This window comes from Serratia sp. JKS296 (assembly GCF_900215445.1).
GTDB lineage: Bacteria > Pseudomonadota > Gammaproteobacteria > Enterobacterales > Enterobacteriaceae > Serratia > Serratia marcescens.
The window spans coordinates 178986-205288 of the sequence record NZ_OCMX01000001.1 but is presented as its reverse complement, the minus strand read 5'-3'; the positions used below and the strand labels follow the sequence as shown (position 1 = coordinate 205288).

The following is a 26303-nucleotide window of genomic DNA, read 5'->3' as shown; positions in this document are numbered from 1 at the left end:
ATGAAATTCGATCCAAGAAAATTGAAGAAAGTGGAATTACACGTTCATTTGGATACCTGTTTAAGCTACCACTATTTAAAAAAGGTCGACCCGCAAATAACCAGAACGGCATTTAATCGGCAATTTGTCGCGCCGAAACGATGCGCCGATCTGGGGGACTTTCTAAGCAAGATAGCGCCGCAAATAGATCTATTGCAGACAAGCCAGGCGATAACGCTGGCCGTCGAGGACTTATTCGCGCAGTTGGCGGCGGATAATGTCATCTATGCCGAGCTGCGCTTCGCGCCGCTGCTGCATACCCGGCTGGGGTTAAGCGGTGAAGCGGTGGTCGAGACGGTGCTGGCGGCCATGCATCACGCCTCGCGGGCTTACGGCATCGCCGCCGGGCTGATCCTGTGCACGCTGCGGCATTTCGACGCGGCCGCCAGCCTGCAAACGGCGAAACTGGTTATCGATTATCAGGGAAGCGGCGTGGTGGCGCTGGATTTGGCCGCCGATGAAGCGCGTTACCCGCTGACCCACCATGTGGCGGCCTTTCGCGCCGTGCGTGCCGCCGGCGGCAACGTCATCGCCCACGCCGGCGAGGCGAAGGGCGCCGACAGCGTACGGGAAACGCTGGAGCAGCTACAGGTGTCGCGCATCGGCCACGGCGTCAGAAGCATCGAGGACCCTGCGCTCGTCGAGCGTCTGATAGCCACCGGCGTCCTGCTCGAGATCTGCCCCAGCTGCAATCTCGTCTGCAATCTGTTCGACAGCATCGACGATCATCCGATAGATCGGCTGAAAAGGATGGGAGTGCGGCTGAACGTGAATACCGATGCGCGCACCGTCGCCGACACCACGCTGAACAAGGAGTATCAGCTGTTGCATGACGCCTTCGGCTGGCAGGATGACGATTTTAACCGCAGCAACCGACAGGCGCTGGAGGCGAGCTTTCTCGACGGAAACACTAAAATAAAATTAATGAATCAGCTCAAGGCCGGGCCAATGTGACCCGGCACGTGTCAAGGCTGAGCGGGTTTTAACGCCCCTGCGCCGCCAGCGCCTGGGCGCAGGCCCAGGCCGAACTCCAGGCCCACTGGAAGTTGTAGCCGCCCAGCCACCCGGTCACGTCCACCACTTCGCCGATGAAATAGAGCCCTGGCACCTTGTGGGCCTCCATCGTCTTGGAAGAAAGTTCGTTGGTGTCAACGCCGCCGAGCGTCACTTCCGCCGTGCGGTAGCCTTCGGTGCCGTTCGGCTGCACGCGCCAGTTCTGCAACAGATCCACCAACGCCGCCTGTTGCGGCGCATTCAGTTGCTTCAGCGTCGCCTCCGGCAATTGTCCCAGGGTCTGCAAACACTCCACCAACCGCTTCGGCAAATGCAGCGCCAGGGTGTTTTTCAGGCTTTGGTTCGGGTGCTCTTGGCGTTGGTTATCCAGGAAGCCCGCCAGATCCAGCTCCGGAAGTAAGTTAACGCTCACATACTCACCCGGTTGCCAGTAGCTGGACAGCTGCAATACCGCCGGGCCAGAGAGACCGCGATGGGTGAACAGGATGCTTTCACGGAAGCTGACGCCGTTCTCGGCGGTGATCACCGCCGGCACCGACACGCCGGACAGCGTCTGCACATGCTCCAGCAGCGGCTTATGCAGGGTAAAAGGCACCAGCCCGGCGCGCGTCGGCAACACTCTGAGGCCGAACTGCTCCGCCAGTTTGTAACCGAACGGCGACGCGCCCAACCCCGGCATGGATAATCCGCCGCTAGCCACCACAAGTGAGCGAGCACTTACTTTTTCGCCATTGAGCGCCAGCTGGTAGCCGCTCTCGGTTTTCTCCACGCCCAACACTTCGCTGCGCAGGCGCATCGTCACCTGGCCCAGCTCGCACTCTTTAACCAGCAGATCCACCACCTGCTGCGCCGAATCGTCGCAGAACAGCTGCCCCAGCGTTTTTTCATGGTAGGCGATGCCGTAGCGGTTGATCAGATCGATGAAGTCCCACTGGGTGTAGCGCGCCAGCGCCGACTTGCAGAAGTGCGGGTTGTTCGACAGATAGGCCGCCGGTTCGGCGTACATGTTGGTAAAGTTGCAGCGCCCGCCGCCGGACATCAGGATCTTGCGGCCCGGTTTTTTGCCGTTGTCGAGCAGCAACACGCGGCAACCGAGTTGCCCCGCCTGCGCGGCGCAAAACATGCCGGCGGCGCCCGCCCCAATCACTACGACATCAAACTGTTCCACCTGAGCCTCACTTATCAAAACCACAATCGCGACAAAAGAGCGCCATATTACGCCGTTTCGCCGCCGGTCACCGCCAAATTCACGGCGGAAGATTGTAAAGCCCCGGCGCCGCCAACGCCACAGTAAGAAAATATTACAGAGGTCAGAGGAGAATAACGCGTTGATATTCAATATTTTTGTTATAGGCGCGTCATCGTTTCGTCATGTCCAAATCAAAAAAACGTCATATTTTCCTTTTCCCCGGCCCCGGTTGTCACTGATAATGCGCGGCGTTCATGTCCACAAACTGGCGTAACGCTTATGCTGCATTTGTTCGCTGGCCTGGATTTCCATACCGGCCTGATGTTAATTCTCGCATTGTTGTTCGTGTTGTTTTATGAAGCCATCAACGGTTTTCATGATACGGCCAATGCGGTCGCTACAGTTATTTATACCCGCGCCATGCGCTCGCAACTTGCGGTCGTGATGGCAGGTTTGTTCAACTTTCTTGGCGTAATGCTCGGCGGTTTGAGTGTTGCTTACGCCATCGTCCACTTGCTGCCTACCGATCTGTTGTTGAACGTCAGTTCAGCACACGGATTAGCCATGGTCTTCTCCATGCTGTTGGCGGCAATCATCTGGAACCTCGGCACCTGGTATTTCGGTCTGCCGGCGTCCAGTTCCCATACGCTGATAGGCGCAATCATCGGTGTCGGTTTAACCAACGCCCTGATGACCCACACTTCGGTGGTGGATGCGCTTAACGTCCCGAAAATGATTGGGATTTTCCTTTCTCTGCTGTTCTCGCCGCTGGTCGGCATGATGGTGGCGGGAGTGATGGTGTTCGCCTTGCGCCGCTATTGGAGTGGCACCAAGAAACGCCAGCGTATCCACATGACCCCTGCGGAACGTGAAAAGGTCGACGGCAAACGCAAGCCGCCGTTCTGGACCCGTATCGCGCTGATCCTGTCGGCGATTGGCGTCAGCTTCTCGCACGGCGCCAACGACGGCCAGAAAGGCATCGGCCTTATCATGCTGGTGCTGATCGGCGTTGCGCCGGCCGGCTTCGTGGTCAATATGAATGCAACCGGTTATGACATCACCCGTACGCGTGACGCCGTGACCCACCTGCAGCAATATTACCAGCAGCACGGCGACGCGCTGTCGCATGCGGTGTCGCTGACGCCGCTGGTGCCAAGCCCGGATGACGAAGCTGCGTCTGGCAAGCCTGCCGAGTTCCACTGCGACAGTTCGCGCGCCATGCCGGCCATCGAACTGGCTCAGGGCATGCTGACCAACCTGCAAAGCTACGATCAGCTGACGGTTGACCAGCGCAGCCACCTGCGCCGCCTGCTGATGTGCGTGACCGACACGGCGGATAAAGTCGCCAAGCTGCCGGAAACCTCATCCGCCGACCAGCGCTTCCTGAAGAACCTGCGTCAGGATCTGCTGCAGACCGTCGAGTACGCGCCGATGTGGATCATCGTCGCCGTCGCGCTGGCGCTGTCGCTCGGTACCATGGTGGGCTGGAAACGCGTGGCCACCACCATCGGCGAGAAGATCGGCAAGAAAGGCATGACCTACGCCCAGGGCGTATCGGCCCAGATGACCGCGGCGCTGTCGATCGGCGTGGCGAGTTATACCGGCATGCCGGTCTCCACCACCCACGTCCTCTCTTCGGCGGTTGCCGGGACGATGATTGTGGACGGCGGCGGCGTGCAGAGCAAAACCGTGAAGAACATCCTGTTGGCCTGGGTACTGACCCTGCCAATCTCGATTCTGCTTTCCGGTGCGCTGTATTGGGTTGCGTTGAAGCTGATCTAAGCGATAAGCACCACGAGAAAGGCGGCCGCAGGGCCTAATGCCAGTCAGTTAAGCCTGACTGGCATTTTTTTATCCATCCTCTGGGCGTTCTGTGCAGGAGAATTGCCGTAAAACCCTCGCATTTCTCTGATGCCGTAGCGAACGGCAATTGTAGGGGCCGATGGCGCGGGTTGCCAGGGGCCGCGCCTTCGGCCCCTGGCTCGGTCGAGTGACAGGAGCTTCATGATGCACCTCTCATTTATCGACCGAAAACGTCACGAGTACTTCAAAAAAACGCTAACTGATAAGCATTAGGCCGCAGGGCCGCCTTTTTTTTGCCTGCATCAAGGGAAACAGGAAGGCATTAATACCAGATCATCAGCGCTATCAAGCTGATGACCACCAGGCCGCACAGGGCCGAGGTCAGCATAAACTGCCCGCGCACCCGCTCACAGCGGCGAATAAACTCCGGATCGTGGTGTTCGACATAGCGCTGCGCGAAGATATAGCGCACCAGCCTCAGTTGCTTGCTGGGTTGGCCGTGGGCGGTGAAGAAGCCGCCGCCGTCGACGTATTGGTACAGCAACGGGTCACAGCCGCGCAATACCACCAGCAACGCGCGCAGAGAAGAGTAATACCGCACCATGTTTACCACACACACCACACATAAGGCCCAAAACAGCGCGACGGTACTGATCATGATTACCCCCTCAAGGCGTTGTTATCCGCGGCCATCCGCCGGGTCCAACCGCCCTACCTCATTACCCGATACTCTGCTGGAGCTTACCGCTCTCATCCCCTTTTTTTGCCTGCACGAGCCACGCCCATAACCCACCGCCTCCAAAGACGTTGCCGCGCCGCACAGAGAGATTTGCACGGCATGGTTCTACTCAGAGGAGAAATGGTGAAGCCCATATTCATCATTGTAGGTTAATGGAACGCAAACTGGCCTGAGCAGTGGATAAAATTTACCGCCCTGTACCGAAAAGTCACCTGCCGGGGCGTTATAAGCGATAACCATCCGTTTCGATTATGTCGCATTTCTGGATAGTCTATCCCGCGCTGCGCCGCTGATCTTTCCCCCCACGCTGGCTAGACTCAGGTTTCCGTTACGTTCATCCAAGGAAACTGTTATGGCAAACCATTCAATCAAGGGAAAAACCGTCCTCATCGCCGGCGGCGCCAAGAACCTCGGCGGGCTGATCGCGCGCGATTTGGCTGAACAAGGCGCCAAAGCGGTGGTGATCCACTACAACAGCGCCGCTTCCAAAGCCGAAGCGGAAAAAACCGTCGCCGCCATTCAGGCCGCCGGGGCACAAGGTGTCGCGCTGCAGGCCGATCTCACCACCGCGGGCGCGGTCGAGAAGCTGTTCGCCGACGCGGTCGCCGCCGTCGGCAAGCCGGATATCGCCATCAATACCGTCGGCAAAGTGTTGAAAAAGCCGATGATCGACATCAGCGAAGCCGAGTACGACGAAATGACCGCGGTCAACGCCAAAACCGCGTTCTTCTTCCTGAAAGAGGCGGGCAAGCACCTTAACGACAACGGTAAAATCTGCACGCTGGTCACCTCGCTGCTCGGCGCCTTCACGCCGTTCTACGCCGCTTACGCCGGCACCAAAGCACCGGTGGAGCACTTCACCCGCGCCGCCGCCAAGGAGTTTGGCGAACGTGGCATCTCCGTGACGGCGGTCGGCCCCGGCCCGATGGATACCCCGTTCTTCTACCCGGCTGAAGGCGCGGACGCCGTGGCCTACCACAAGACGGCGGCGGCGCTGTCGCCGTTCAGTAAAACCGGCCTGACCGATATCGAAGACGTGGTGCCGTTCATCCGCCATCTGGTCAGCGACGGCTGGTGGATAACCGGCCAAACCATCCTGATCAACGGCGGCTACACCACCAAATAAGTTCGACGGGGGGCGGAGAGGCCCCCGCACCTGCTCGCACGCAACCGCGCCATGCGGCTACACTCTACTGTCAGAAACGGCGCCAAGGAACAGCAGGTCAGCGAGATGGACAGATTCAATCAATACCGCGTATTCGTACAGGTGGCGGAAATGGGCAGCTTTATCCGGGCGGCCCATGCGCTGGAGGTGCCGCGCGCCTCGGTGTCCGCCGCCGTGCAGCAATTGGAAACGCAACTGGGCGTACGGCTGCTGCACCGCACCACGCGGCAAGTGCGGCTGACCGCCGACGGCGAACAGCTGCTCGAGCGGCTGCGCCCGCTGCTGGCCGAAGTGGAAGACATCGATCAGTCATTTCAGGCCAGCCAGCGGCAGGCCTCCGGGCGGCTCAGCGTCGACGTGCCGAGCCGCATCGCCCGCCGGCTGATCGCGCCGGCGCTGCCCGGCTTGCTGCGGCGCCATCCTCACCTGCAGCTGGCGCTCGGCTCCGCCGATCGCGCCATCGATCTGGTGCAGGAAGGGGTCGACTGCGCGGTGCGCGTCGGCGATCTGCACGACAGCAGCCTGGTGATGCGCCCGCTCGGCCATATCGCGCTGATCAACTGCGCCAGCACCGCCTACCTGAGCGAATTCGGTCATCCGCTCCACCCCGGCGATCTCGCCGAGGGGCACTGGAGCATCGGCTACGCCTCGCCCAGAACCGGCCGCGAATCCCCCTGGGAATACCTGACCGGCGACGGCCATACGCAACGGCTCGAACTGCCCAGCCGGGTGGTGGTCAACAACGCCGAAAGCTATATCGCCTGCTGCCGCGCGGGGCTGGGGCTGATGCAAATCCCGCGCTACGACGTACAACACCTGCTCGACGCCGGTGAACTGATGGAAGTTCTGCCCGGTTACCGCGCCGCCTCCATGCCGATCGCCCTGATCTACCCCCATCGCCGCCAGCGCTCAAGGCGTCTGGCGGTGTTTCATGAGTGGTTTGAAAGCCTGCTGCAGCCGCATCTGGAGCGCTGATTGCACATTTAGCGCTATACTTTGTTTAATAACGCTTATAATTCAAGCGGTCAGACCGTTAAAACCCGCATAACCCATAGGCTTTTACGCCGCGCGGGTGTACAACGAAAGGTATCGTGCGCAGAGATTTCCGATGCGGCGCAGTGTGATCGCCCCAACATATCATTGCGTTATCCAAATGATACTATGGAACCAACAGCGCCAGGCGGGTACACGGAACGCCTGCTAACCCTTTTTAATCGGCATGTTTATGGAAGGAGTATTCTTATGGCTTACAAACACATATTGATCGCGGTGGACCTATCCCCGGAAAGCAAGATCCTGGTAGAAAAAGCCGTCTCTATGGCGCGGCCGTATAACGCCAAAGTTTCTCTGATCCACGTCGATGTCAACTATTCCGACCTCTATACCGGCCTGATCGACGTCAATCTCGGCGACATGCAAAAACGCATCTCTGAAGAAACCCATCAGGCGCTGACCGAGCTGTCGCAAAACGCCGGCTACCCGATCACCGAGACCCTGAGCGGCAGCGGCGATCTGGCGCAGGTGCTGGTGGACGCCATCAAGAAATACGATATGGACCTGGTGCTGTGCGGCCACCATCAGGACTTCTGGAGCAAGCTGATGTCTTCCGCGCGCCAGCTGATCAATACCGTGCACATCGATATGCTGATCGTGCCGCTGCGCGATGAAGAAGACGAATAAAGTAAGCGCCTGCTAACTTAACTGACCAACGCCCGCGCCCTGCGGGCGTTTTTCATGCCGCCACGCCGATTAATCGCTTGATAATCAACCGCCCTCCGATGATATAGTCGCTAAAGACACAACATCCTCCCCCGGGCATCGCCTATACCCATATCTATAAGAAATAGCGGGGGAAATTTAATGCGAAAAGGAGTTATCCATGGAATATGCCGTATCGGTAGAGTCTTTCCTGTCCTCGTTACAACGCCATAACCCCCACCAGCCGGAATATCTGCAGGCGGTGCGCGAAGTGTTCACCTCGCTGTGGCCGTTTATCGAACGCAATCCGCGCTATCGCGAACAGGCGCTGCTGGAGCGCCTGGTGGAGCCCGAGCGCATCATTCAGTTCCGCGTCAGCTGGGTGGACGATCGCGGCCAGGTGCAGGTCAACCGCGCCTTCCGCGTGCAGTTCAACTCGGCCATCGGCCCCTACAAGGGCGGCATGCGCTTCCATCCGTCGGTGAACCTGTCGATCCTGAAGTTCCTCGGCTTTGAACAGACCTTCAAGAATGCGCTAACCACCCTGCCGATGGGCGGCGGCAAAGGCGGCTCCGATTTCGATCCCAAGGGCAAAAGCCAGGGGGAGATCATGCGCTTCTGCCAGGCGCTGATGACCGAGCTGTATCGCCATCTGGGCCCGGACACCGACGTGCCGGCCGGGGACATCGGCGTCGGCGGCCGCGAAGTCGGCTTTATGGCCGGCATGATGAAAAAACTGTCCAACAACACCGCCTGCGTGTTTACCGGCAAAGGCCTCTCCTTCGGCGGCAGCCTGATCCGCCCCGAGGCGACCGGCTACGGCCTGGTGTACTTCACCGACGCCATGCTGCAGCGCCACGGCCTGGGCTTTGAGGGCATGCGGGTGGCGGTATCCGGCTCCGGCAACGTGGCGCAGTACACCATCGAGAAAGCGCTGGAGCTGGACGCGCGCGTGATCACCGTGTCGGATTCCGGCGGCACCCTGGTGGACGAAGACGGTTTCACCACCGAGAAGCTGGCGCACCTGGCGGAGATCAAAAACCAGCGTTACGGCCGGGTGGCGGACTATGCACGTGAGCGCGGTCTGACCTATCTGGCGGGCCAGCAGCCGTGGAGCGTGCCGGTGGATATCGCCCTGCCGTGCGCCACCCAAAACGAGCTGGATCTCGAGGCGGCGCAGACGCTGATCCGCAACGGGGTGAAAGCGGTGGCGGAAGGCGCCAACATGCCGACCACCATCCAGGCCACCGACGCCTTCCTTGACGCCGGGGTGCTGTTCGCGCCCGGCAAGGCGGCCAACGCCGGCGGCGTGGCCACGTCGGGGCTGGAGATGGCGCAAAACGCCGCGCGCATCGGCTGGCGGGCGGAAAAAGTGGATGTACGTTTACAACATATCATGGCGGATATTCACCATGCCTGCGTGGAATACGGCGGCGAGGGCAAGCAAACCCACTATGTACACGGCGCGAATATCGCCGGTTTCGTTAAGGTTGCGGAGGCGATGCTGGCCCAGGGCGTGCTGTAATCGGGCGCAAAGGTGATCTTGTTCACACATCGATTAAATGCTTCAATGCCGGCTCCTTCGCCGGCATTTTTTTCCGCGTCCAAGCCATCGAAATGATGCGAATACGTTAATTAAAAGTTAATAAAAAGTTATTTAAAGCCGTTTAGTTGGTAGTAAATTTACCACTGTCAAATAATTAAACATTTATTTAACATTAAATACGTCAATATTTTACTTAAATGTGTGCAGATCACATTTTGTTAACTTCGGCTACGCCCCCTCTTCCATTCCTTTGTAATCTGCAGCGGTGGAAAAACCGCCACCCCTACAGATAAAAAAGGTACAGCTAATGAAATTTAACCTCGCATTATTAAATGCATGTGTGGTTTCTGCGTGCATGTTATCGACAACACCTGTGTTCGCCGCTGATAAATATGAGATTGCCGTGGTCGCCAAAGTGACCGGCATTCCGTGGTTCAACCGCATGGAAGTGGGCGTCAACGAAGCGGCGAAAAAACTCGACGTCAACGCTTACCAGACCGGCCCTTCTACGCCGGATCCGGCCGCGCAGGTCAAGGTGATTGAGGATCTGATCGCCAAGAACGTCAACGCCATCATCGTGGTGCCGAACGACGCCAAGGTGCTGGAACCGGTGCTGAAAAAAGCGCGTGACAAAGGCATCGTGGTGCTGACCCATGAATCCCCGGACCAGCAGATCGGCCAGTGGGACATCGAGACCATCGACAGCGAGAAATACGCGCAGGCCAACGTCGATGAACTGGCGAAAGACATGGGCGGCAAAGGCGGCTACGCCATCTACGTCGGCTCGCTGACCGTGCCGCTGCACAACGCCTGGGCCGATTCCGCCATCAAGTACCAGAAAGAAAAATACCCGGACATGTTTGAAGTCACCTCGCGCTTGCCGGTGGCGGAAAGCATCGACAAATCCTACGCCACCACGTTGGATCTGATGAAAACCTATCCGCAGATGAAGGGCATCATCGGCTTCGGCTCGCTCGGCCCGATCGGCGCCGGCCAGGCGGTGGCCAAGAAGCGCGCCAAGGACAAAATCGCGGTGGTGGGCATCGCCATGCCGGCGCAGGCCGCCCCTTACCTGATGCGCGGCGACATCAAGAAAGCGCTGCTGTGGGATCCGAAAGACGCCGGTTATGCGCTGGTGACGGTGGCCGATCAGCTGCTGCAGGGCAAGGACGTGAACAAAGACCTGTCGATCGAGGGCCTCGGCAAGGCCGACGTCGATATGGAACACAAAGTGATTCGGTTTAATAAGATTTTGGAAGTGACCAAAGACAACGCCAAATCGCTCGGATTCTGATTTTTCGCGTAATTTCGCTACACCGGGAAAGTAGTTAAACCCTCGTAGGGGCGCAGCGTTGCTGCGCCCAGGGCTTCGGCCGCTACGCAAGCACAGGTTAACGTTATGACAGCCTCCCCCGCATTTATCACCCTGGAGAATATCAGCAAGCGATTCCCAGGCGTGCTGGCATTAGACCAGATCAACCTGACGCTGAATAAAGGCGAAGTGCACTGTCTGGCCGGGCAAAACGGCTGCGGCAAAAGCACCATCATTAAAATCATCTCCGGCGTCTATCAGCCGGAAAAAGGCGCCAATATTTCGCTGGAAGGCAAACTCTTCCACGCCCTGACGCCGCAGCTGTCCGGTTATTACGGCATACAGGTGATCTACCAGGACCTGTCGCTGTTCCCTAATCTGACGGTGGCGGAAAACATCGCCATCCACCGTTACCTGCCCGGCGGCCACTTCTGGGTGCGCAAGCGGGTGATGCGCCAGACGGCGCTGGACGCCATGGCGCGGGTCGGCGTACACATCGATCCCGATAAAAAGGTGGAAAAACTGTCAATCGCCGATCGGCAGCTGGTGGCGATTTGCCGCGCCATCGCCGCCGAGGCGCGGTTGGTTATCATGGACGAACCGACCGCCTCGCTGACCCGCCAGGAGGTCGACGGCCTGCTGCGGGTGGTTAACGAACTGAAAGCAGCCGGCATCTGCGTGGTGTTCGTCAGCCACCGATTGGATGAAGTGATGGAAGTCGCCGATCGCATCAGCGTGATGCGCGACGGCAAGCTGGTGGGCACCTGGCCGGCCAGCGAGCTGGACAGCCATGAGCTGGCGTTCCTGATGACCGGCCAACGCTTCCATTACAGCCCGCTGCCGCCGCTGCCGCCGGCCGAACAGGCGCCGCTGCTCGAGGTGCGCAACCTCAGCCGCGGCGAGAAATACCGCAACGTCAATCTGGCGCTGCGCGGCGGCGAGATCGTCTCGATCGTCGGCCTGCTCGGCGCCGGCCGCACCGAACTGTGCCTCAGCCTGTTCGGCATGACGCGGCCGGACAGCGGCGAGATCCGCATCGAGGGCCGGGCGGTGCAGCTGCACAACAACCGCGAAGCGGTGCGCCACGGCATCGGCTATGTGTCGGAGGATCGTCTGACGCAGGGATTGATCATGGAGCAATCGATCTACGACAACACCATCGTCACCGTCTTCGATCGGCTGCATACCTCGCTCGGGCTGCTGGATCACGCCAAGGCGACCGAGCTGGTCAACCGGCTGATCCGCGATCTGAACATCAAGGTGTCCGACAGCGCATTGCCGGTGAAAACCCTGTCCGGCGGCAACGCCCAGCGCATCGCCATCGCCAAATGGGTAGCGACCCAGCCGAAGATCCTGATCCTCGACTCGCCCACCGTCGGCGTGGACATCGCCAACAAAGAGGGGATCTACCAGATCGCCCGCGATCTGGCGCAGCTGGGCATGGCGGTGCTGATGATCTGCGACGAGATCCCGGAAGCCTATTACAACAGCCATCGGGTGATGGTGATGCGCAAAGGCGAGTTGATCGCCGAGTTCGCGCCGCACCAGAGTACCGAACAACAGATCGCCGAGGTGGTGAATGGATAAGTCATTATTGGCCCGCTTGGCCGGGCGACACGAGTTTTATCTCGGCCTGTTGGTGTTGCTGCTGGCGATCGGCCTGAGCGCCGGCACCGATGAGTTTCTGACGCTCGGCAACCTGACCGATGTCGCCACCAGCTACGCCATTCTCGGCATCCTGGCCTGCGGGCTGTTCGTGGTGCTGATCGCCGGCGGCATCGATATTTCGTTCCCGGCGATCACCGCCATCGCCCAGTACGTGATGGCCAGCTGGGTGATCCAGCACGGCGGCAGCTTCCCGCTGGCGTTCGCCCTGGCGATCGGCGTCGGCCTGCTGCTCGGGTTGGTGAACGGTTTCCTGGTGTATTGGCTCAAGGTGCCGGCGATCATCATCACCATCGCCACCCTCAACCTGTTCTACGGCCTGCTGGTATACGCCACCAACGGCACCTGGCTGTACGGCTTCCCGGACTGGTTCATGAACGGCATCAACTGGTTCTCGTTCCAGGGCGCCGACGGCTACGACTACGGTCTGACGCTGCCGCTGCTGTGCCTGCTGGCGACCATCGTCGTCACCGGCGTGCTGATGAACCGCACCCGGCTGGGGCGCCAGATCTACGCCATGGGCGGCAACCGCGACGCGGCGTCGCGCCTGGGGTTGAACCTGCTGCGGCTGCACTTCTGCGTCTACGGCTATATGGGCATTCTGGCCGGCGTCGCGGCGGTGGTGCAGGCGCAGATCACCCAGTCGGTGGCGCCCAACTCGCTGCTCGGCTTCGAGCTGACGGTATTGGCGGCGGTGGTGCTGGGCGGCACCAGCATGAGCGGCGGCCGCGGATCGTTGACCGGCACCCTGCTCGGCGTGGTGCTGCTGGCCTTCCTGCAAAACGGGCTGACGCTGCTCAGCGTCTCGGCCTATTGGCACCAGGTATTCAGCGGCGCGATCATTTTGATCAGCATCAGCACCACCGCCTGGAACGAAAAACGCAAGCTGCTCAAGGAGATCTGACATGACGCAGTTAACTCGGTTGATCCCAAACGATCGGATCATTCGCCTGCAGGGCGCGATCATCATCGCGGTGGCGCTGCTGTTCGCCGGGCTGCTCGGATCCCGCTTCTTCAGCCTCGGCAACTTCCAGTCGATCGCCTCGCAGCTGCCGATCCTCGGCCTGCTGGCGCTCGGCATGGGCATCACCATGCTGACCGGCGGCATCAACCTGTCGATCATCGCCGGCGCCAACGCCTGTTCGCTGGTGATGGCGGCGATCATCGTCAGCCATCCCGACCAGCCGCTGTTCCTGGCGCTGGCGCTGTTGGCCGGCCTGTTGGTGGCGGTGGCGATCGGCGCGCTGAACGGCGCGCTGGTGGCCTGGATCGGCGTTTCGCCGATCCTCGCCTCGCTCGGCACCATGACGCTGATCACCGGCCTGAATATTCTACTGTCCAACGGCGCGGTGATCTCCGGCTTCCCGGCGGCGATTCAATTTCTCGGCAACGGCGCCGTGCTCGGCGTGCCGGTGGCGCTGATCCTGTTCCTGCTGGTGGCGGTCGGGCTGTGGCTGCTGCTGGAGCACACCACGCTGGGGCGCAGCCTGTACCTGATCGGCTCCAACGAGCAGGCCACCCGCTTCAGCGGCGTGAACACCGCGCGGGTGCAGATCGCAGTGTATATCCTGTCGGCGCTGCTCGGCTGGGGAGCCGCGCTGCTGATGATGGCCAAGTTCAACTCGGCCAAGGCCGGCTACGGCGAATCTTATCTGCTGGTGACCATTCTGGCCTCGGTGCTGGGCGGCATTAACCCGGACGGCGGTTTCGGCCGTATTCTGGGGCTGGTGCTGGCGCTGATCGTGCTGCAAATGTTGGAAAGCGGCCTCAATTTGCTGGGGGTCAGCAGCTACCTGACCATGGCCCTGTGGGGCGGCGTGCTGATCCTGTTTATCGCGTTACAGAATCGAAAAGCCTGAGGAGAAAATAATGGCGAGCTATTTTATTGGCGTAGATGTGGGCACCGGAAGCGCGCGCGCAGGCGTATTCGATCTCAATGGCCGCATGGTCGGCCAGGCCAGCCGGGCCATCGATCTGTACCGGCCGAAGGCGGATTTCGTCGAGCAGTCATCGGATAACATCTGGCAGGCGGTGTGCAATGCGGTGCGCGATGCGGTCAACCAGGCCGACATCAACCCGATCCAGGTCAAAGGGCTGGGCTTCGACGCCACCTGTTCGCTGGTGGTGCTGGATAAAGAAGGCAAACCGCTGACCGTCAGCCCCTCCGGCCGCACCGAGCAGAACATCATCGTGTGGATGGATCACCGGGCGATCGCCCAGGCCGAGCGCATCAACGCCACCAAACACCGGGTGCTGGACTTCGTTGGCGGCATCATTTCGCCGGAGATGCAGACGCCGAAACTGCTGTGGCTGAAGCAACACATGCCCACCACCTGGGCCAACGCCGGTTACCTGTTCGATCTGCCGGACTTCCTCACCTGGCGCGCCACCCAGGACGCCACCCGTTCGCTGTGCTCGACGGTGTGCAAGTGGACCTATCTCGGCCACGAACAGCGTTGGGACAAGAGCTACTTCCAGCAGATCGGGCTGGAAGACGTGCTGGAACACGACGCGGCCAAGATCGGCAGCGACGTCAAAATGATGGGCGAGCCGCTGGGCCACGGCCTGACTCAGCGCGCCGCCGCTGAAATGGGACTGATCGCCGGCACGGCGGTAAGCGTATCGATCATCGACGCGCACGCCGGCACCCTCGGCACGCTGGGCGCCACCGGCGTCTCCGGCGAGGTGGCCGACTTCAATCGCCGCGTCGCGCTGATCGGCGGCACCTCCACCGGCCATATGGCGATGTCGCGCACCGCCCGCTTTATCGGCGGCGTCTGGGGGCCGTATTACTCGGCGATCCTGCCGGAATACTGGCTGAACGAAGGCGGCCAGTCCGCCACCGGCGCGCTGATCGACCACGTCATCCAGTCGCATCCGTGCTATCAGGAGCTGCTGGCGCAGGCGAAAACCCAGGGGCAGACCATCTATGAGGTGCTGAACGCCATTCTGCGCCGCATGGCCGGCGAACCGGAGAACATCGCCTTCCTGACGCAGGACATTCATATGCTGCCGTACTTCCACGGCAACCGCTCGCCGCGCGCCAACCCGACGCTGACCGGCATCCTGACCGGGCTGAAGCTGTCGCGCACGCCGGAAGACATGGCGCTGCACTACCTGGCCACCATTCAGGCCATCGCGCTCGGCACCCGCCACATCATCGAAACCATGAACCACAGCGGCTACAGCATCGATACCATCATGGCCAGCGGCGGCGGCACCAAGAACCCGATCTTCGTGCAGGAGCACGCCAACGCCACCGGCTGCGCCATGCTGCTGCCGGAGGAGAGCGAAGCAATGCTGCTGGGCGGCGCGATGATGGGCACCGTGGCGGCCGGCGTATTCGACACCTTGCCGGAGGCGATGAGCGCCATGAGCCGCATCGGCAAGACGGTTACGCCGCAGACCAACCAGATAAAAAGCTACTACGACCGCAAATACCGGGTGTTCCACGAACTGTACAACGACCACATGAAATACCGCCGGCTGATGCAGGAGGAGGCGTGATGCAGCAGGAATGGCGGCAGGCCGTACAGGGCTGGCAAACTTACAGCCGGGAACTGGCGCAGCTGGGCGAACGCCTCGACGCGCACACCTGGCAGCGGCTGCTGGGGCTGCTGGCCGGCTGCCGCGGTAAAATCGCCGTCACCGGCGTCGGCACCTCGGGAATTGCGGCGCGCAAGATAGCCCACATGCTGGCCTGCGTGGAGCGACCGGCGGTCTACCTCGACGCCACCGGCGCGGCGCACGGCGATCTGGGCTTTCTGCGCGCGGACGATCTGCTGATCCTGATCTCGCGCGGCGGCAATTCCGACGAGCTGACCCGTCTGCTGCCGACGCTGCAGACCAAGGGGGTGCCGCTGATCGCGGTGACGGAAAACCCGCACTCCGCCATCGCGCAGGCGGCGCAGCTGACGATCGCCACCGGGGTACAACAGGAAATAGATCCGCTGAATATGCTGGCCACTACCTCGATCGTGCTGGTGTTGGCGATCTTCGACGCCGCCTGCGCCTGCCTGATGGCGCGCAGCGGTTACGACAAGAGCGCCTTGCTGGCGGTGCATCCGGGCGGCGGCGTGGGGAAAAGTTTGCGAGAGGAAAACTGAGGGCCCGACACGGCGGGCCCGGCAGACATTACAGCGGCATGTAGATATCGAAACGGTGGCTTTTGGTCAGCGTGGCGGCGTGCGCCGGCACGTCGGCCAGCGGCGGCGCGTAGTCCGGGCGTTTCACCACCACGCGCTTGGTCGCCAAACGGCGCGCCGGTTCCAGCAGGCCGTCGGCGTCATCGTCGCTGCCCACCAGCGATTGAAACACCCGCATTTCTTTCTTCACCAACGCGCTTTTCTGCTTATGCGGGAACATCGGATCGAGATACACCACCTCGGGGCGCGGGCTGAGATCCGCCAGCGCCGTCAGGCTGGAGGCGTGCAGCAGCGTCAGACGCTCGCGCAGCCACGGGCCGATTTCCGCATCCTGATAGCCGCGCTGCAGACCGTCGTCCAGCAACGCCGCCACCACCGGATTGCGCTCCAGCATCCGCACCCGGCAGCCCAGCGCCGCCAGCACGAAGGCGTCGCGCCCCAGCCCGGCGGTGGCGTCCACCACGTCCGGCAGGTAGCTGCCCTTGATGCCGACCGCCTTGGCCACCGCCTCGCCGCGGCCGCCGCCGAAGCGGCGCCGATGCGCCATGGCGCCGGAGACGAAATCGACGTAGATCCCGCCCAGCTTCGGCTCGTCGCGCTTGCGCAGTTCCAGCCGCTGCGGGGTCAATACCAGCGCCATCGGCGCGTCGTCGTCGGACGTCAGCCGCCAGCGCTGCGCCAAAACAGACAAGGCGCCGGGATCGGCGCCTGCTTCACACAATAAACACACGCTCACGTGTCGGGTTATCCTTTAATGCCGTAATGGCGCAGCATAGCATCCAGCTGCGGCTCGCGGCCACGGAAGCGTTTGAACAGCGCCATCGGCTCTTCCGACCCGCCGCGCGACAGGATGTTGTCGAGGAAGGATTTGCCGGTTTCGGCGTTGAAAATCCCCTCTTCTTCGAAGCGCGAGTAGGCGTCGGCCGACAGCACTTCCGCCCACAGGTAGCTGTAGTAACCCGCCGCGTAGCCGCCGGCGAAGATGTGGCTGAAGGCGTGCGGGAAGCGGCCCCAGCTTGGCGAAGGCACCACCGCCACCATTTTCTTGACTTCCGCCAGGGTCAGCAGGATTTGCGCGCCTTTCTCCGGGCTGTATTCGAAGTGCATGCGGAAATCGAACAGGCCGAACTCCAGCTGGCGCAGGATAAACAGCGCCGCCTGGTAATTCTTGGCCGCCAGCAGCTTGTCGAGCATGGCCTTCGGCAGCGGCTCGCCGCTCTGGTAGTGGCCCGAGATAAACGCCAGCGCTTCCGGCTCCCAGCACCAGTTTTCCATAAACTGGCTCGGCAGTTCGACCGCATCCCACGGCACCCCGTTGATGCCGGAGACGCCGGCGGTATCGATCTGCGTCAGCATGTGATGCAGACCGTGGCCGAATTCGTGGAACAGCGTGGTCACTTCGTTATGGGTGAACAGCGCCGGCTGGTCGCCCAGCGGACGGTTGAAATTGCAGGTCAGGTAAGCGACCGGTTTTTGCAGCGTGCCGTCGGCCTTGCGCAGGCTGCCGACGCAGTCGTCCATCCAGGCGCCGCCGCGTTTGTTCTCGCGGGCGTACAGATCGAGGTAGAAGCTGCCGCGCAGCTCGCCGTCGGCGTCGAACAGATCGAAGAAGCGCACGTCCGGATGCCAGGTTTCCACGTCTTTACGCTCTTTGGCGGTGATGCCGTAAATGCGTTTCACCACTTCGAACAGCCCTTCCACCACCCGCTGCTCCGGGAAGTACGGGCGCAGCTGCTCGTCGCTGATGGAGAACAGGTGCTGCTTCTGTTTTTCGCCGTAGTAGGTAATGTCCCAGGCGTCGAGCTCGTCCACGCCATAGTGCTGTTTGGCGAAGGCGCGCAGCTGCGCCAGCTCTTGCTCGGCCTGCGGGCGGGCGCGTTTGGCCAGATCGCTCAGGAAGCCGATCACCTGCTCTGGGCTTTCCGCCATTTTGGTCGCCAGCGACTTGTCGGCGTAGGTGGCGAAGCCCAGCAGCTGAGCCAGCTCGTGGCGCAGCGCCAGCGTTTCCGCCATCACTTCGCTGTTGTCCCATTTGCCGGCGTTCGGCCCCTGGTCAGAGGCGCGGGTGGCGAAGGCGCGGTACATCTCTTCACGCAACGCGCGGTTGTCGGCGTAGGTCAGCACCGGCAGGTAGCTCGGCATGTCCAGCGTCAGCAGCCAGCCGTCTTGCTCTTTGGCCTGCGCCATCGCCTGCGCCTGCGCCAGGGCGCTTTCCGGCAGGCCGCTCAGCTCGGCTTCGTCGGTAATCAGTTTGCTCCAGCCCATGGTGGCGTCGAGCACGTTGTTGCTGTAGGTGGAACCCAGTTCGGACAGGCGCGCAACGATCTCGCCATAGCGCTGCTGTTTATCCGCCGACAGGCCGATGCCCGACAGTTCGAAGTCGCGCAGCGCGTTGTCCACCGCCTTGCGCTGCGGCACGCTCAGCGCCTCGAACGCCGCGCCCTCTTTCAGGCTGCGGTAGGCCTGATACAACCCTTCGTGCTGGCCGACCCAGGTGCCGTACTCGGACAGCAGCGGCAGCGCTTGCTCATAGGCGGCGCGCAGCTCCGGGCTGTTTTTCACCGAGTTCAGGTGCCCGATCGGCGACCAGATGCGCGACAGGCGATCGTCCGACTCCGCCAACGGCTGACACAGATTGTCCCAGGTGAACGGGCCCGGCTGCGCGACCACGCGCTCTACCGCAGCGCGGCAGTCCGCCAGCGCGGATTGCACCGCTGGCACGATATCTTCAGGGCGGATCGCCGAGAAAGGCGGCAGGGAAAACGGGGTCAGCAACGGATTTGTCATAGGGCAGTCCTGATTAGCGTTGGGGCCCGCCGCACGGGCGAGCCTTAAAATGCGTATGAATCTCTAACATGGAGCCAGGCAGCAGGAAAATCAATGCCCGGCGTTGATCGTTCGTGCCTTAAATGGCGCTTTGGCGGATGCGGGCAGCCAGCGCCGCCAGCTGTTCGTCGTCGGCGCGCGCCGCATCGTGGGAGGAGATATAGCCCTCGTAACGCGTGAAAAACTTCGGCGAGGTCGCTTCGATCGGCCGCCACTGTTCCAGCGACGCGGTGCCGTGCAGCGGGATCAATTTGGCGTGCACGTGGTCGACGCCGTAGCCCTCGAACACCATGCCGCAACGGCCGACATCCTCGAACACGCGATCCAGCTGCCGCGCCACCCGCTTGGTCGCCAGCATCAACGCGCTCAGCACCTCGTCCGGCAGATCAAACGCGTAGCTCGGGTGGTGCGCCTTGGGGATCACCACGCTGAAACCGTCGGTGTTGGGAAAGATGGACAGGAACGCCAAATGGTCGTCGTCTTCCCAGATTTTATGGCACGGCGCCTTGCCCGCCACGATGTCGCAAAAAATGCAGCTCATCTTTTCTCCTTGTGATTCACAGCGTTTCAACCCGTTCGAACTCTTCGAACACCAGCCACATGTCCGGCGCAAAGGTGCCCTCGCGGGTGAAGAACGCCTGATGCCCCTGGCGCCAAAACGCCAGGCTTTTGTCGCCTTCACCCTCTTTGGCCGCCATCTCGGCGGTCACCCGATCGTAGCGCACCAGGCGCAGCGCCAGGGTTCTGATCACGCAGGCCGGTTCGCCGCGGCCATCGAGAACGATGCTGTAATCGCCGATCCGCGGGGTTTGTTCCCGACGATAGCTCGCATAGGAACTGCAGGTGGCGGTTTTATCCCCGCTCAGCACCAATCCCAGCAGCTCGTCGGCTAACGCGGGGCCGTCGCCGAACGCCCAGCGCGCCGCGTCGGGGTAATTCGCCAAAATCGCCTGTTTGCTCATCGTCCTGTCCCTTTCTGTTAACGTCTGCGGCAACGGAGTCCGGTTTTTCCCGGCCAGACAGTTTATACTGTGCAGATTATAAGCCTTATTGCATTGAATGCTCCGCCTGCGGAGCACAAGGAACCGCCACCCGTCATGTTAAGTTATCGCCACAGTTTCCACGCCGGCAACCACGCCGACGTGCTCAAACACACCGTTCAGAGCCTGATCATCGAGTCGCTGAAGGAAAAAGAGAAGCCGTTCCTGTATCTGGATACCCACTCGGGCGCGGGCCGTTATCAGCTCAGCGGCGAACACGCCGAGCGCACCGGCGAATACCTGGAAGGCATCGGCTTGCTGTGGCAACGCGACGATCTGCCCGAGGAGCTGGCGGCCTACATGAGCGTGGTGCACAACTTCAACCGTTCCGGCACGCTGCGCTACTATCCCGGTTCGCCGCTGATCGCCCGCCAGCTGCTGCGCCCTCAGGATAAAATTCACCTGACCGAGCTGCACCCAAGCGATTACCCGCTGCTGCGCAGCGAATTCCAGAAAGACGAGCGCGCCAAAGTGCAGCGCGCCGACGGCTATCAGCAGCTGAAATCCCAGCTGCCGCCACTGTCGCGCCGCGGCCTGATCCTGATGGACCCGCCGTATGAAATGAAGACCGATTACCAGGATGTGGTCAAAGGCATTCAGGAAGGCTACAAGCGTTTCGCCACCGGCACCTACGCGCTGTGGTACCCGGTGGTGATGCGCCAGCAGATCAAACGCATGCTGCGCGATCTGGAAGCCACCGGCATTCGCCGCATCCTGCAGATCGAGCTGGCGGTGAAACCCGACAGCGATCAGCGCGGCATGACCGCCTCCGGCATGATCGTCATCAACCCGCCGTGGAAGCTGGAACAGCAGATGAAGAACGTGCTGCCGTGGCTGCACAAGGTGCTGGTGCCGTCGGGCATCGGTCACCATCTGGTGAACTGGGTGGTACCGGAATAATCCCCATCAGGGCGCGGTTTGCCGCGCCCTGCGTCCACCTATCGCAGCCATCGACGCAATCTTTGCGACAAACCCCGGTCAGGCGTTAAACTCTTACCCTCTTCAAATTCACAACTCATGGAAATCCCAGATGACGAAACATTACGATTATCTAGCAATTGGCGGCGGCAGCGGCGGTATCGCATCGATCAACCGGGCAGCCATGTACGGCCAAAAGTGTGCGCTGATTGAAGCCAAAGAGCTGGGCGGCACCTGTGTAAACGTGGGTTGTGTACCGAAAAAAGTCATGTGGCACGCGGCGCAGATCGCCGAGGCCATCCATCAGTACGGCCCGGACTACGGCTTCGACACCACCGTCAACGCCTTCGACTGGAAAAAGCTGGTCGCCAACCGCACCGCCTATATCGACCGCATCCACAATTCCTACGACAACGTGCTGGGCAAGAACAAGGTCGACGTGATCAAAGGCTTCGCGCGCTTCGTGGATGCGCACACCGTGGAAGTGAACGGCGAAACCATCACCGCCGACCACATCCTGATCGCCACCGGCGGCCGCCCGAGCCATCCGGCTATTCCGGGCGCGGAATACGGCATCGACTCCGACGGCTTCTTTGAGCTGGACGCCATGCCGAAACGCGTCGCCGTCGTCGGCGCCGGCTATATCGCCGTAGAGATCGCCGGCGTGCTGAACGCGCTGGGCGCGGAAACGCATCTGTTCGTGCGCAAGCACGCGCCGCTGCGCACCTTCGATCCGATGATCGTCGAAACCCTGGTGGAAGTGATGAACACCGAAGGACCAAGCCTGCACACCGAATCCGTGCCGAAAGCGATCGTCAAGAACGCCGACGGCAGCCTGACGCTGCAGCTGGAAAACGGCAAGGCATTCACCGTCGACTGCCTGATTTGGGCCATCGGCCGCGAACCGGCGACCGACAACCTGAACCTCGGCGTCACCGGGGTGAAAACCAACGAACAAGGCTACATCGACGTCGATAAGTTCCAGAACACCAACGTCAAAGGCATCTATGCGGTGGGCGACAACACCGGCGCGGTAGAGCTGACCCCGGTCGCCGTGGCCGCCGGCCGCCGTCTGTCCGAGCGCCTGTTCAACAACAAGCCGGACGAACACCTGGATTACAGCAACATCGCCACCGTGGTGTTCAGCCACCCGCCGATCGGCACCGTCGGTCTGACCGAGCCGGAAGCCATCGAGAAGTTCGGCGCGGACAACGTGAAGGTGTACAAATCCTCCTTCACCGCCATGTACAGCGCCGTGACGCAGCACCGTCAGCCGTGCCGCATGAAGCTGGTGTGCGCAGGTAAAGAAGAGAAGATCGTCGGCCTGCACGGCATCGGCTTCGGCATGGATGAAATCCTGCAGGGCTTCGCGGTGGCGGTGAAGATGGGCGCCACCAAGAAGGACTTCGACAACACCGTGGCGATCCACCCGACCGCAGCGGAAGAGTTCGTCACCATGCGCTGAGGCGCAACCTCGCCGGGTTCCGGCGCGTAACAGGCCAGGCGCGAAAGCGTCTGGCTTTTTTTATTTATCTCGCTCGCCTCACGGCGCCCGGCGGTAATGATCGCGAAGAAACACCGGCAAATCGTTCGCCGGTGAAGCAAAGGGCACCTGATAGAGCATATCGCCGACAAAACCGCGATGATAGGTAGCGTGGTTGACGACATGCAGCACGATTTCCTGCCGCGTCATGCGGCCTTCCCCCCCGCCGACGAACTCGAAATGCACCGCTTGCGCCAGCGCCTCCGGCGACCAGCTGTCCACCTGTTCGATATACCAGCGGTCCATTTCCTCCACCGCGCACCGCAAGTCGTCAAGCGCAGGCGTTTGCTCGGTGTTGCGCGCGAGGTAGCCATGCTTGCGGCCTTGCAGATGGTGCCTGAAGATATCGTCCACCACATACACATGATTCAAGGTATGCACCATATTGCCGAAACGGGTCGGGCGCGGCCGCAGCGCTTCGCCTTCCGGCAAGGCCGCCACACAGTCAAAGGTCAAGGCGTTCGCCCAGGCTTTGTAACGCACCAGCATTTTCAAGGTATCGATGGCCGTTGCAGACATACTGCTCACTCCTTATCGGATGAAAATCGATATTCAGCTCAGCCGCACGCGGTGCGGCGGCGCGTTCTACGCCGTGCCAATCCCTTGCAGCCGCCCTTCGACCTGAGTGCGCGTATCGCCGCCCACCCAAATCCGGCCGCTCGCGTCGCGGGTGACATGCACGCGTCCGTTGCGCCCACGGCAGCGCCCCTGAGCGGCGATATAGCCGCCGCTGACCACGCCGCTTGCGAACAACCACTGGGCCAGGGAGGCATTGAGGCTGCCGGTGACCGGATCTTCGACGATAGCGCCAAGATGATCGCTCAAAAAGGCGCGAACTTCGAAGGCTGCGTCACCATCGGCATGTGGGCCGACGACGCCAATGTCGACCCTGCGCGGCCAGCTTCTCGCCGGCGTCAGGGAAAGCACCCGTTCGGCGCTGGCCAGCCGGATCCCCAGCCACCCCGGACCGTTATCGATCCAGGCGGCATCGAGCGCCTCCTCAGGCGCGATCCCCAAAAACCGCAGCGCGTCGGCCAACGCCGCTTCTGAAGGCGCCCCGGAGCGAATCAACGGCGGCGCGGCAAAACACAGCCGTCCGGCCTCGCGGCGAATGCTCACCAAGCCCGCCCCGCACTCCTGGATGATCTCCGCATCATTGCGCGGCATACCCTCCGCAGTGAGCCAGGCATGACAACTGCCGAGCGTCGGGTGCCCGGCAAACGGCATTTCACGATCCAGCGTGAATATCCGCACCCGGTAATCCGCCTGGGGGTGCGTCGGCGGCAGCAAAAAGGCCGTCTCCGACAGGTTGAACCAACGCGTCAAACGCTGCATGTCCTCCGTCGACAACGCTTCGGCGCCCGTGATCACCGCCAACGGATTGCCAGCGAGCGGCCCGGCGCCAAAGACATCCACCATTTGCATGCCAAAAACCATCGCTTCTCTCCTCAGGTTAACGCCGGGCGTTCATTACCCCCGCGATATCAACAGCTCCAGGCCCGCCAAAGCGAACAGCAGCGCAAGCGTTCCTTCAATCCAGCGCCTCACCCGGGTGTAAAACGCGATCATCGGCGCCGTTGAGAACAACAGGGCATACCCCCCGAAAATCGTCACGCCGAGCAGCGCGCAACCGCCAATAATTGCCGGTAAAACCTGCTCAGGCGCGCCTTGCCGCAATCCCAGCGACATGATCGCCATCCAGGACATGATGGCCTTGGGATTGCCGAGATGCATCAGCACGCCCTGCCGATAAAGCGCCCGATAAGGCCGCGCATCGCGCTCCGCGGCCATGCCCGACGTCGCGGCGGACGTGCGTAACGCGGACTTTCCGGCGCGCAGCGCCAGATACAGCATATACACGCCGCCAACGATCTTGATGGTCCACAGCGCCTGCGCATACGTGGCCAACACGGCGGAAAGGCCGGTCGCGGCCAACATCGCCCAGCACAGCGATCCGGTCATCACGCCGGCGGCCAGCACCAATGCGGGCCTGCGGCCGTCACGCATCGCCACGCCCATGATCGCCATGTTGCTAGGGCCGGGGCTGGCGGTTGCGAGGAGATAGGCGCCGTAAACCAACGCAAGCTGACTGACCATCATGGAAAAACTCCGCTGACCCGCCTTACGGCCGAGCCGTTGTTGAAAACGCCGGGACTCCTCACCAACATAGTATGTGTTACACTTTTCGCCTATTTAAATAGTGTCACGTGACACTATATTCTTTCTCCGGAGAGCGACCATGCGGCTTCAATCCCCCTGGCAACCCCGCCTGGCCAACGTGGAAGCCACTACCGTCGAACGGCTGGTGCTGGCGTTGGCTGACGACATTATCGAGGGCAAGCTGCAAGGGGGCGATCGTTTGCCGGCTCACCGTCCCCTCGCCTGGCAATTGGCGATCGGTCTGGGCACGGTGACCAAAGCCTACGCCATCCTGGAACGACGCGGGCTGGTTCGCAGCGTGAAAGGCCGCGGGATGTTCGTGGCGATTCGCCGCGCCCGTGAAAAACGCGAAATCGATCTTTCATCCAATGCGCCGCCGGCGATGCTTACCGATCGTTTGCTGGCGCGCACGCTGGCCGGCATTGCGCGGAAAATGGATGCGGACCATCTGAACTTCTATTCCCCTCCGACCGGGCATCTGGAGCACCGGCGTTTGTTGGCCCGCTGGCTGGAAAACGTCGGCGTCACGATCGATCCGTCGCACCTGGCGCTGACCAGCAATGCCCGTCAGGCGATTTCGCTGGCGTTTGACCTGGCCTGCGGGTCACGCGGCACGATACTGACGGAGAGACTCACCTACCCCGGCGCGATCGCGCTGGCCCGACGTAAAGGCCATCGCCTGATCGGCGTGGAGATCGATGCGCAAGGCATGGTGCCGCAGGCGCTGGCGAGCGCGCTCGAGCGAGTCTCCTCCGGCCATACCGCGGTCTATCTGACGCCGACGCTGCATAACCCGACGACCGCCACCATGAGCGCCGAGCGCAGGCAGGCTATCGTCGAGATATGTCGGCAGGCGAATGTCTGGATCATCGAGGATGGCGTCTACGCGCTGGGTCACTCTGCGGCGCCTGCGCTCGCGGCTTTGGCGCCCGAGCGGGCGTTCCATGTCAATGGCCTGTCGAAAACGCTCGGCCCGGGGTTGCGGATCGGCATGCTGACTCTGCCGCCCGGCATGCAAACTGCGGCGGAAGAAGCCTTGCAAGATATTCCTTTCGCGCCTTCGCCACTGTCTTGCGCTGTGGTGGAGGAGTGGCTGTCCAGCGGCGCAATCGAGACGATACCGCAAGCGTTGCGCCATGAGGCTCAGCGAAGAGTGCATCTGGCCACCTCGATATTTGATGCCGACGACTGCGTATCGCATCCCGACGCTTATCATGTCTGGCTGCCGATGCCGCGCGAAACCGCCGAGTCTGTGGCCGCCGCCGCCGCATTGGTCAACGTAAAGGTGACACCGCCGGACACCGTGATAGTGGCCCGCGACGAACGTGCGACGGGCATTCGCCTGTGCCTGGGCTCCCCCTCGCCGGACGAGCTAACGGCAGGCCTGACGCAGCTGGCACAGCTGTTGAAAGAGCATCGGAACGGCTGACAAACGGAAGAGAAAGGTTACGCGCACGGGCCGACCGGCTCAGGACTGTTCTTTTTGTGCGGTTTACTATTC

The 26303-nt window shown here is 61.5% G+C and carries 24 protein-coding genes; 15 read left to right on the top strand and 9 right to left on the bottom strand.

All coding sequences use genetic code 11. From position 1 onward, the window contains the following. On the top strand, positions 1-993 hold the full coding sequence (add, locus tag CRO23_RS00970; RefSeq protein WP_097101235.1) for an adenosine deaminase: 993 nt from the start codon (positions 1-3) through the stop codon (positions 991-993). A 28-nt stretch (positions 994-1021) separates the two neighbouring features. On the opposite strand, the gene CRO23_RS00965 is transcribed toward add, so the two are convergent. Then, complete coding sequence (locus tag CRO23_RS00965) at positions 1022-2221, bottom strand: NAD(P)/FAD-dependent oxidoreductase (protein WP_049278804.1); 1200 nt, start codon at positions 2219-2221, stop codon at positions 1022-1024. A 300-nt stretch (positions 2222-2521) separates the two neighbouring features. On the opposite strand from CRO23_RS00965, the gene pitA reads away from it, so the two are divergent. Next, positions 2522-4024 carry an inorganic phosphate transporter PitA gene (pitA, locus tag CRO23_RS00960; RefSeq protein ID WP_016930434.1) on the top strand — a complete coding sequence of 501 codons (1503 nt, stop codon included), beginning with the start codon at positions 2522-2524 and terminating at the stop codon, positions 4022-4024. A gap of 343 nt (positions 4025-4367) precedes the next feature. On the opposite strand, the gene uspB is transcribed toward pitA, so the two are convergent. After that, a complete protein-coding gene (uspB, locus tag CRO23_RS00955) occupies positions 4368-4703 on the bottom strand; it encodes a universal stress protein UspB (RefSeq protein WP_016930435.1) in 336 nt (111 codons plus the stop codon). 433 nt (positions 4704-5136) lie between these two features. On the opposite strand from uspB, the gene CRO23_RS00950 reads away from it, so the two are divergent. The 10 genes from CRO23_RS00950 (at position 5137) to CRO23_RS00905 (ending at position 16276) form a co-directional block, all read left to right on the top strand. After that, entirely contained in the window at positions 5137-5910 is a 774-nt protein-coding gene (locus CRO23_RS00950) for an SDR family oxidoreductase (protein ID WP_033639172.1), read from the top strand. Between the two features lie 105 nt (positions 5911-6015). Then, a complete protein-coding gene (locus CRO23_RS00945; protein WP_097101233.1) occupies positions 6016-6924 on the top strand; it encodes a LysR family transcriptional regulator in 909 nt (302 codons plus the stop codon). 267 nt (positions 6925-7191) lie between these two features. Continuing rightward, positions 7192-7629, top strand: coding sequence for a universal stress protein UspA (uspA, locus tag CRO23_RS00940; RefSeq protein WP_004930988.1), 438 nt, complete (start codon positions 7192-7194; stop codon positions 7627-7629). Positions 7630-7828: 199 nt separating this feature from the next. Beyond that, a complete protein-coding gene (gdhA, locus tag CRO23_RS00935; RefSeq protein ID WP_016930438.1) occupies positions 7829-9172 on the top strand; it encodes an NADP-specific glutamate dehydrogenase in 1344 nt (447 codons plus the stop codon). 328 nt (positions 9173-9500) lie between these two features. Beyond that, complete coding sequence (locus CRO23_RS00930; protein WP_028128102.1) at positions 9501-10487, top strand: autoinducer 2 ABC transporter substrate-binding protein; 987 nt, start codon at positions 9501-9503, stop codon at positions 10485-10487. 105 nt (positions 10488-10592) lie between these two features. Then, positions 10593-12092 carry a sugar ABC transporter ATP-binding protein gene (locus CRO23_RS00925; protein ID WP_028128101.1) on the top strand — a complete coding sequence of 500 codons (1500 nt, stop codon included), beginning with the start codon at positions 10593-10595 and terminating at the stop codon, positions 12090-12092. Continuing rightward, positions 12085-13074, top strand: coding sequence for an ABC transporter permease (locus CRO23_RS00920; RefSeq protein ID WP_004930997.1), 990 nt, complete (start codon positions 12085-12087; stop codon positions 13072-13074). The genes CRO23_RS00925 and CRO23_RS00920 overlap by 8 nt, the downstream gene beginning before the upstream one ends. Before the next feature lies 1 nt (position 13075). After that, the gene (locus tag CRO23_RS00915) at positions 13076-14029 is read left to right on the top strand and encodes an ABC transporter permease (protein WP_016930441.1); all 954 of its coding nucleotides are present in this window, start codon (positions 13076-13078) and stop codon (positions 14027-14029) included. Positions 14030-14039: 10 nt separating this feature from the next. Continuing rightward, on the top strand, positions 14040-15677 hold the full coding sequence (locus tag CRO23_RS00910) for an FGGY-family carbohydrate kinase (protein WP_016930442.1): 1638 nt from the start codon (positions 14040-14042) through the stop codon (positions 15675-15677). Beyond that, entirely contained in the window at positions 15677-16276 is a 600-nt protein-coding gene (locus tag CRO23_RS00905) for a KpsF/GutQ family sugar-phosphate isomerase (protein WP_016930443.1), read from the top strand. Before CRO23_RS00910 ends, CRO23_RS00905 begins: the two co-directional genes overlap by 1 nt. Positions 16277-16304: 28 nt before the next feature. On the opposite strand, the gene rsmJ is transcribed toward CRO23_RS00905, so the two are convergent. The 4 genes from rsmJ to CRO23_RS00885 all read right to left on the bottom strand — a co-directional run bounded on the left by rsmJ (position 16305) and on the right by CRO23_RS00885 (position 20103). After that, complete coding sequence (rsmJ, locus tag CRO23_RS00900) at positions 16305-17051, bottom strand: 16S rRNA (guanine(1516)-N(2))-methyltransferase RsmJ (RefSeq protein WP_028128290.1); 747 nt, start codon at positions 17049-17051, stop codon at positions 16305-16307. A gap of 8 nt (positions 17052-17059) precedes the next feature. Further along, positions 17060-19102: an oligopeptidase A gene (gene prlC / locus CRO23_RS00895; protein ID WP_097101231.1), complete on the bottom strand. Its 2043-nt coding sequence runs from the start codon at positions 19100-19102 to the stop codon at positions 17060-17062. Positions 19103-19220: 118 nt separating this feature from the next. Then, positions 19221-19682: an HIT family protein gene (locus CRO23_RS00890; RefSeq protein ID WP_097101230.1), complete on the bottom strand. Its 462-nt coding sequence runs from the start codon at positions 19680-19682 to the stop codon at positions 19221-19223. Between the two features lie 16 nt (positions 19683-19698). After that, entirely contained in the window at positions 19699-20103 is a 405-nt protein-coding gene (locus CRO23_RS00885) for an ASCH domain-containing protein (protein WP_097101228.1), read from the bottom strand. Positions 20104-20238: 135 nt separating this feature from the next. Here CRO23_RS00885 and CRO23_RS00880 point away from each other — a divergent pair, with 135 nt between their 5' ends. Together CRO23_RS00880 and gorA are read left to right on the top strand one after the other, a co-directional pair. After that, positions 20239-21081 carry a 23S rRNA (adenine(2030)-N(6))-methyltransferase RlmJ gene (locus CRO23_RS00880; RefSeq protein WP_004931012.1) on the top strand — a complete coding sequence of 281 codons (843 nt, stop codon included), beginning with the start codon at positions 20239-20241 and terminating at the stop codon, positions 21079-21081. A 130-nt stretch (positions 21082-21211) separates the two neighbouring features. Beyond that, positions 21212-22564: a glutathione-disulfide reductase gene (gene gorA, locus CRO23_RS00875; RefSeq protein WP_016930448.1), complete on the top strand. Its 1353-nt coding sequence runs from the start codon at positions 21212-21214 to the stop codon at positions 22562-22564. Between the two features lie 78 nt (positions 22565-22642). Here the strand turns inward: gorA and CRO23_RS00870 are convergent, their stop codons facing one another. From CRO23_RS00870 to CRO23_RS00860, 3 genes are all read right to left on the bottom strand, one after another. Further along, complete coding sequence (locus CRO23_RS00870) at positions 22643-23161, bottom strand: DinB family protein (RefSeq protein WP_097101226.1); 519 nt, start codon at positions 23159-23161, stop codon at positions 22643-22645. Positions 23162-23227: 66 nt separating this feature from the next. After that, positions 23228-24079 (bottom strand): PhzF family phenazine biosynthesis protein, encoded by an 852-nt coding sequence (locus tag CRO23_RS00865; RefSeq protein WP_016930450.1) that lies wholly within the window; start codon positions 24077-24079, stop codon positions 23228-23230. Positions 24080-24112: 33 nt separating this feature from the next. Continuing rightward, positions 24113-24742, bottom strand: a complete 630-nt coding sequence (locus tag CRO23_RS00860; protein ID WP_016930451.1) for a LysE family translocator — start codon at positions 24740-24742, stop codon at positions 24113-24115. Between the two features lie 139 nt (positions 24743-24881). Between CRO23_RS00860 and CRO23_RS00855 the strand changes: the two genes are divergently transcribed. After that, positions 24882-26231, top strand: coding sequence for an aminotransferase-like domain-containing protein (locus CRO23_RS00855; RefSeq protein ID WP_097101224.1), 1350 nt, complete (start codon positions 24882-24884; stop codon positions 26229-26231). Positions 26232-26303: the final 72 nt, after the last annotated feature.

Excerpts from the sequence above, each read along its gene's own strand:
- CRO23_RS00915 (WP_016930441.1), top strand. The coding sequence starts at position 13,076 with ATGACGCAGTTAACTCGGTTGATCCCAAACGATCGGATCATTCGCCTG.
- CRO23_RS00920 (WP_004930997.1), top strand. The coding sequence starts at position 12,085 with ATGGATAAGTCATTATTGGCCCGCTTGGCCGGGCGACACGAGTTTTAT.
- CRO23_RS00885 (WP_097101228.1), bottom strand. The coding sequence starts at position 20,103 with ATGAGCAAACAGGCGATTTTGGCGAATTACCCCGACGCGGCGCGCTGG.
- CRO23_RS00870 (WP_097101226.1), bottom strand. The coding sequence starts at position 23,161 with ATGTCTGCAACGGCCATCGATACCTTGAAAATGCTGGTGCGTTACAAA.
- CRO23_RS00855 (WP_097101224.1), top strand. The coding sequence starts at position 24,882 with ATGCGGCTTCAATCCCCCTGGCAACCCCGCCTGGCCAACGTGGAAGCC.
- CRO23_RS00910 (WP_016930442.1), top strand. The coding sequence starts at position 14,040 with ATGGCGAGCTATTTTATTGGCGTAGATGTGGGCACCGGAAGCGCGCGC.
- CRO23_RS00880 (WP_004931012.1), top strand. The coding sequence starts at position 20,239 with ATGTTAAGTTATCGCCACAGTTTCCACGCCGGCAACCACGCCGACGTG.
- gdhA (WP_016930438.1), top strand. The coding sequence starts at position 7,829 with ATGGAATATGCCGTATCGGTAGAGTCTTTCCTGTCCTCGTTACAACGC.
- CRO23_RS00925 (WP_028128101.1), top strand. The coding sequence starts at position 10,593 with ATGACAGCCTCCCCCGCATTTATCACCCTGGAGAATATCAGCAAGCGA.
- CRO23_RS00930 (WP_028128102.1), top strand. The coding sequence starts at position 9,501 with ATGAAATTTAACCTCGCATTATTAAATGCATGTGTGGTTTCTGCGTGC.
- CRO23_RS00950 (WP_033639172.1), top strand. The coding sequence starts at position 5,137 with ATGGCAAACCATTCAATCAAGGGAAAAACCGTCCTCATCGCCGGCGGC.
- pitA (WP_016930434.1), top strand. The coding sequence starts at position 2,522 with ATGCTGCATTTGTTCGCTGGCCTGGATTTCCATACCGGCCTGATGTTA.
- uspB (WP_016930435.1), bottom strand. The coding sequence starts at position 4,703 with ATGATCAGTACCGTCGCGCTGTTTTGGGCCTTATGTGTGGTGTGTGTG.
- CRO23_RS00865 (WP_016930450.1), bottom strand. The coding sequence starts at position 24,079 with ATGGTTTTTGGCATGCAAATGGTGGATGTCTTTGGCGCCGGGCCGCTC.
- CRO23_RS00890 (WP_097101230.1), bottom strand. The coding sequence starts at position 19,682 with ATGAGCTGCATTTTTTGCGACATCGTGGCGGGCAAGGCGCCGTGCCAT.
- CRO23_RS00860 (WP_016930451.1), bottom strand. The coding sequence starts at position 24,742 with ATGATGGTCAGTCAGCTTGCGTTGGTTTACGGCGCCTATCTCCTCGCA.
- add (WP_097101235.1), top strand. The coding sequence starts at position 1 with ATGAAATTCGATCCAAGAAAATTGAAGAAAGTGGAATTACACGTTCAT.
- CRO23_RS00905 (WP_016930443.1), top strand. The coding sequence starts at position 15,677 with ATGCAGCAGGAATGGCGGCAGGCCGTACAGGGCTGGCAAACTTACAGC.
- uspA (WP_004930988.1), top strand. The coding sequence starts at position 7,192 with ATGGCTTACAAACACATATTGATCGCGGTGGACCTATCCCCGGAAAGC.
- prlC (WP_097101231.1), bottom strand. The coding sequence starts at position 19,102 with ATGACAAATCCGTTGCTGACCCCGTTTTCCCTGCCGCCTTTCTCGGCG.
- CRO23_RS00945 (WP_097101233.1), top strand. The coding sequence starts at position 6,016 with ATGGACAGATTCAATCAATACCGCGTATTCGTACAGGTGGCGGAAATG.
- gorA (WP_016930448.1), top strand. The coding sequence starts at position 21,212 with ATGACGAAACATTACGATTATCTAGCAATTGGCGGCGGCAGCGGCGGT.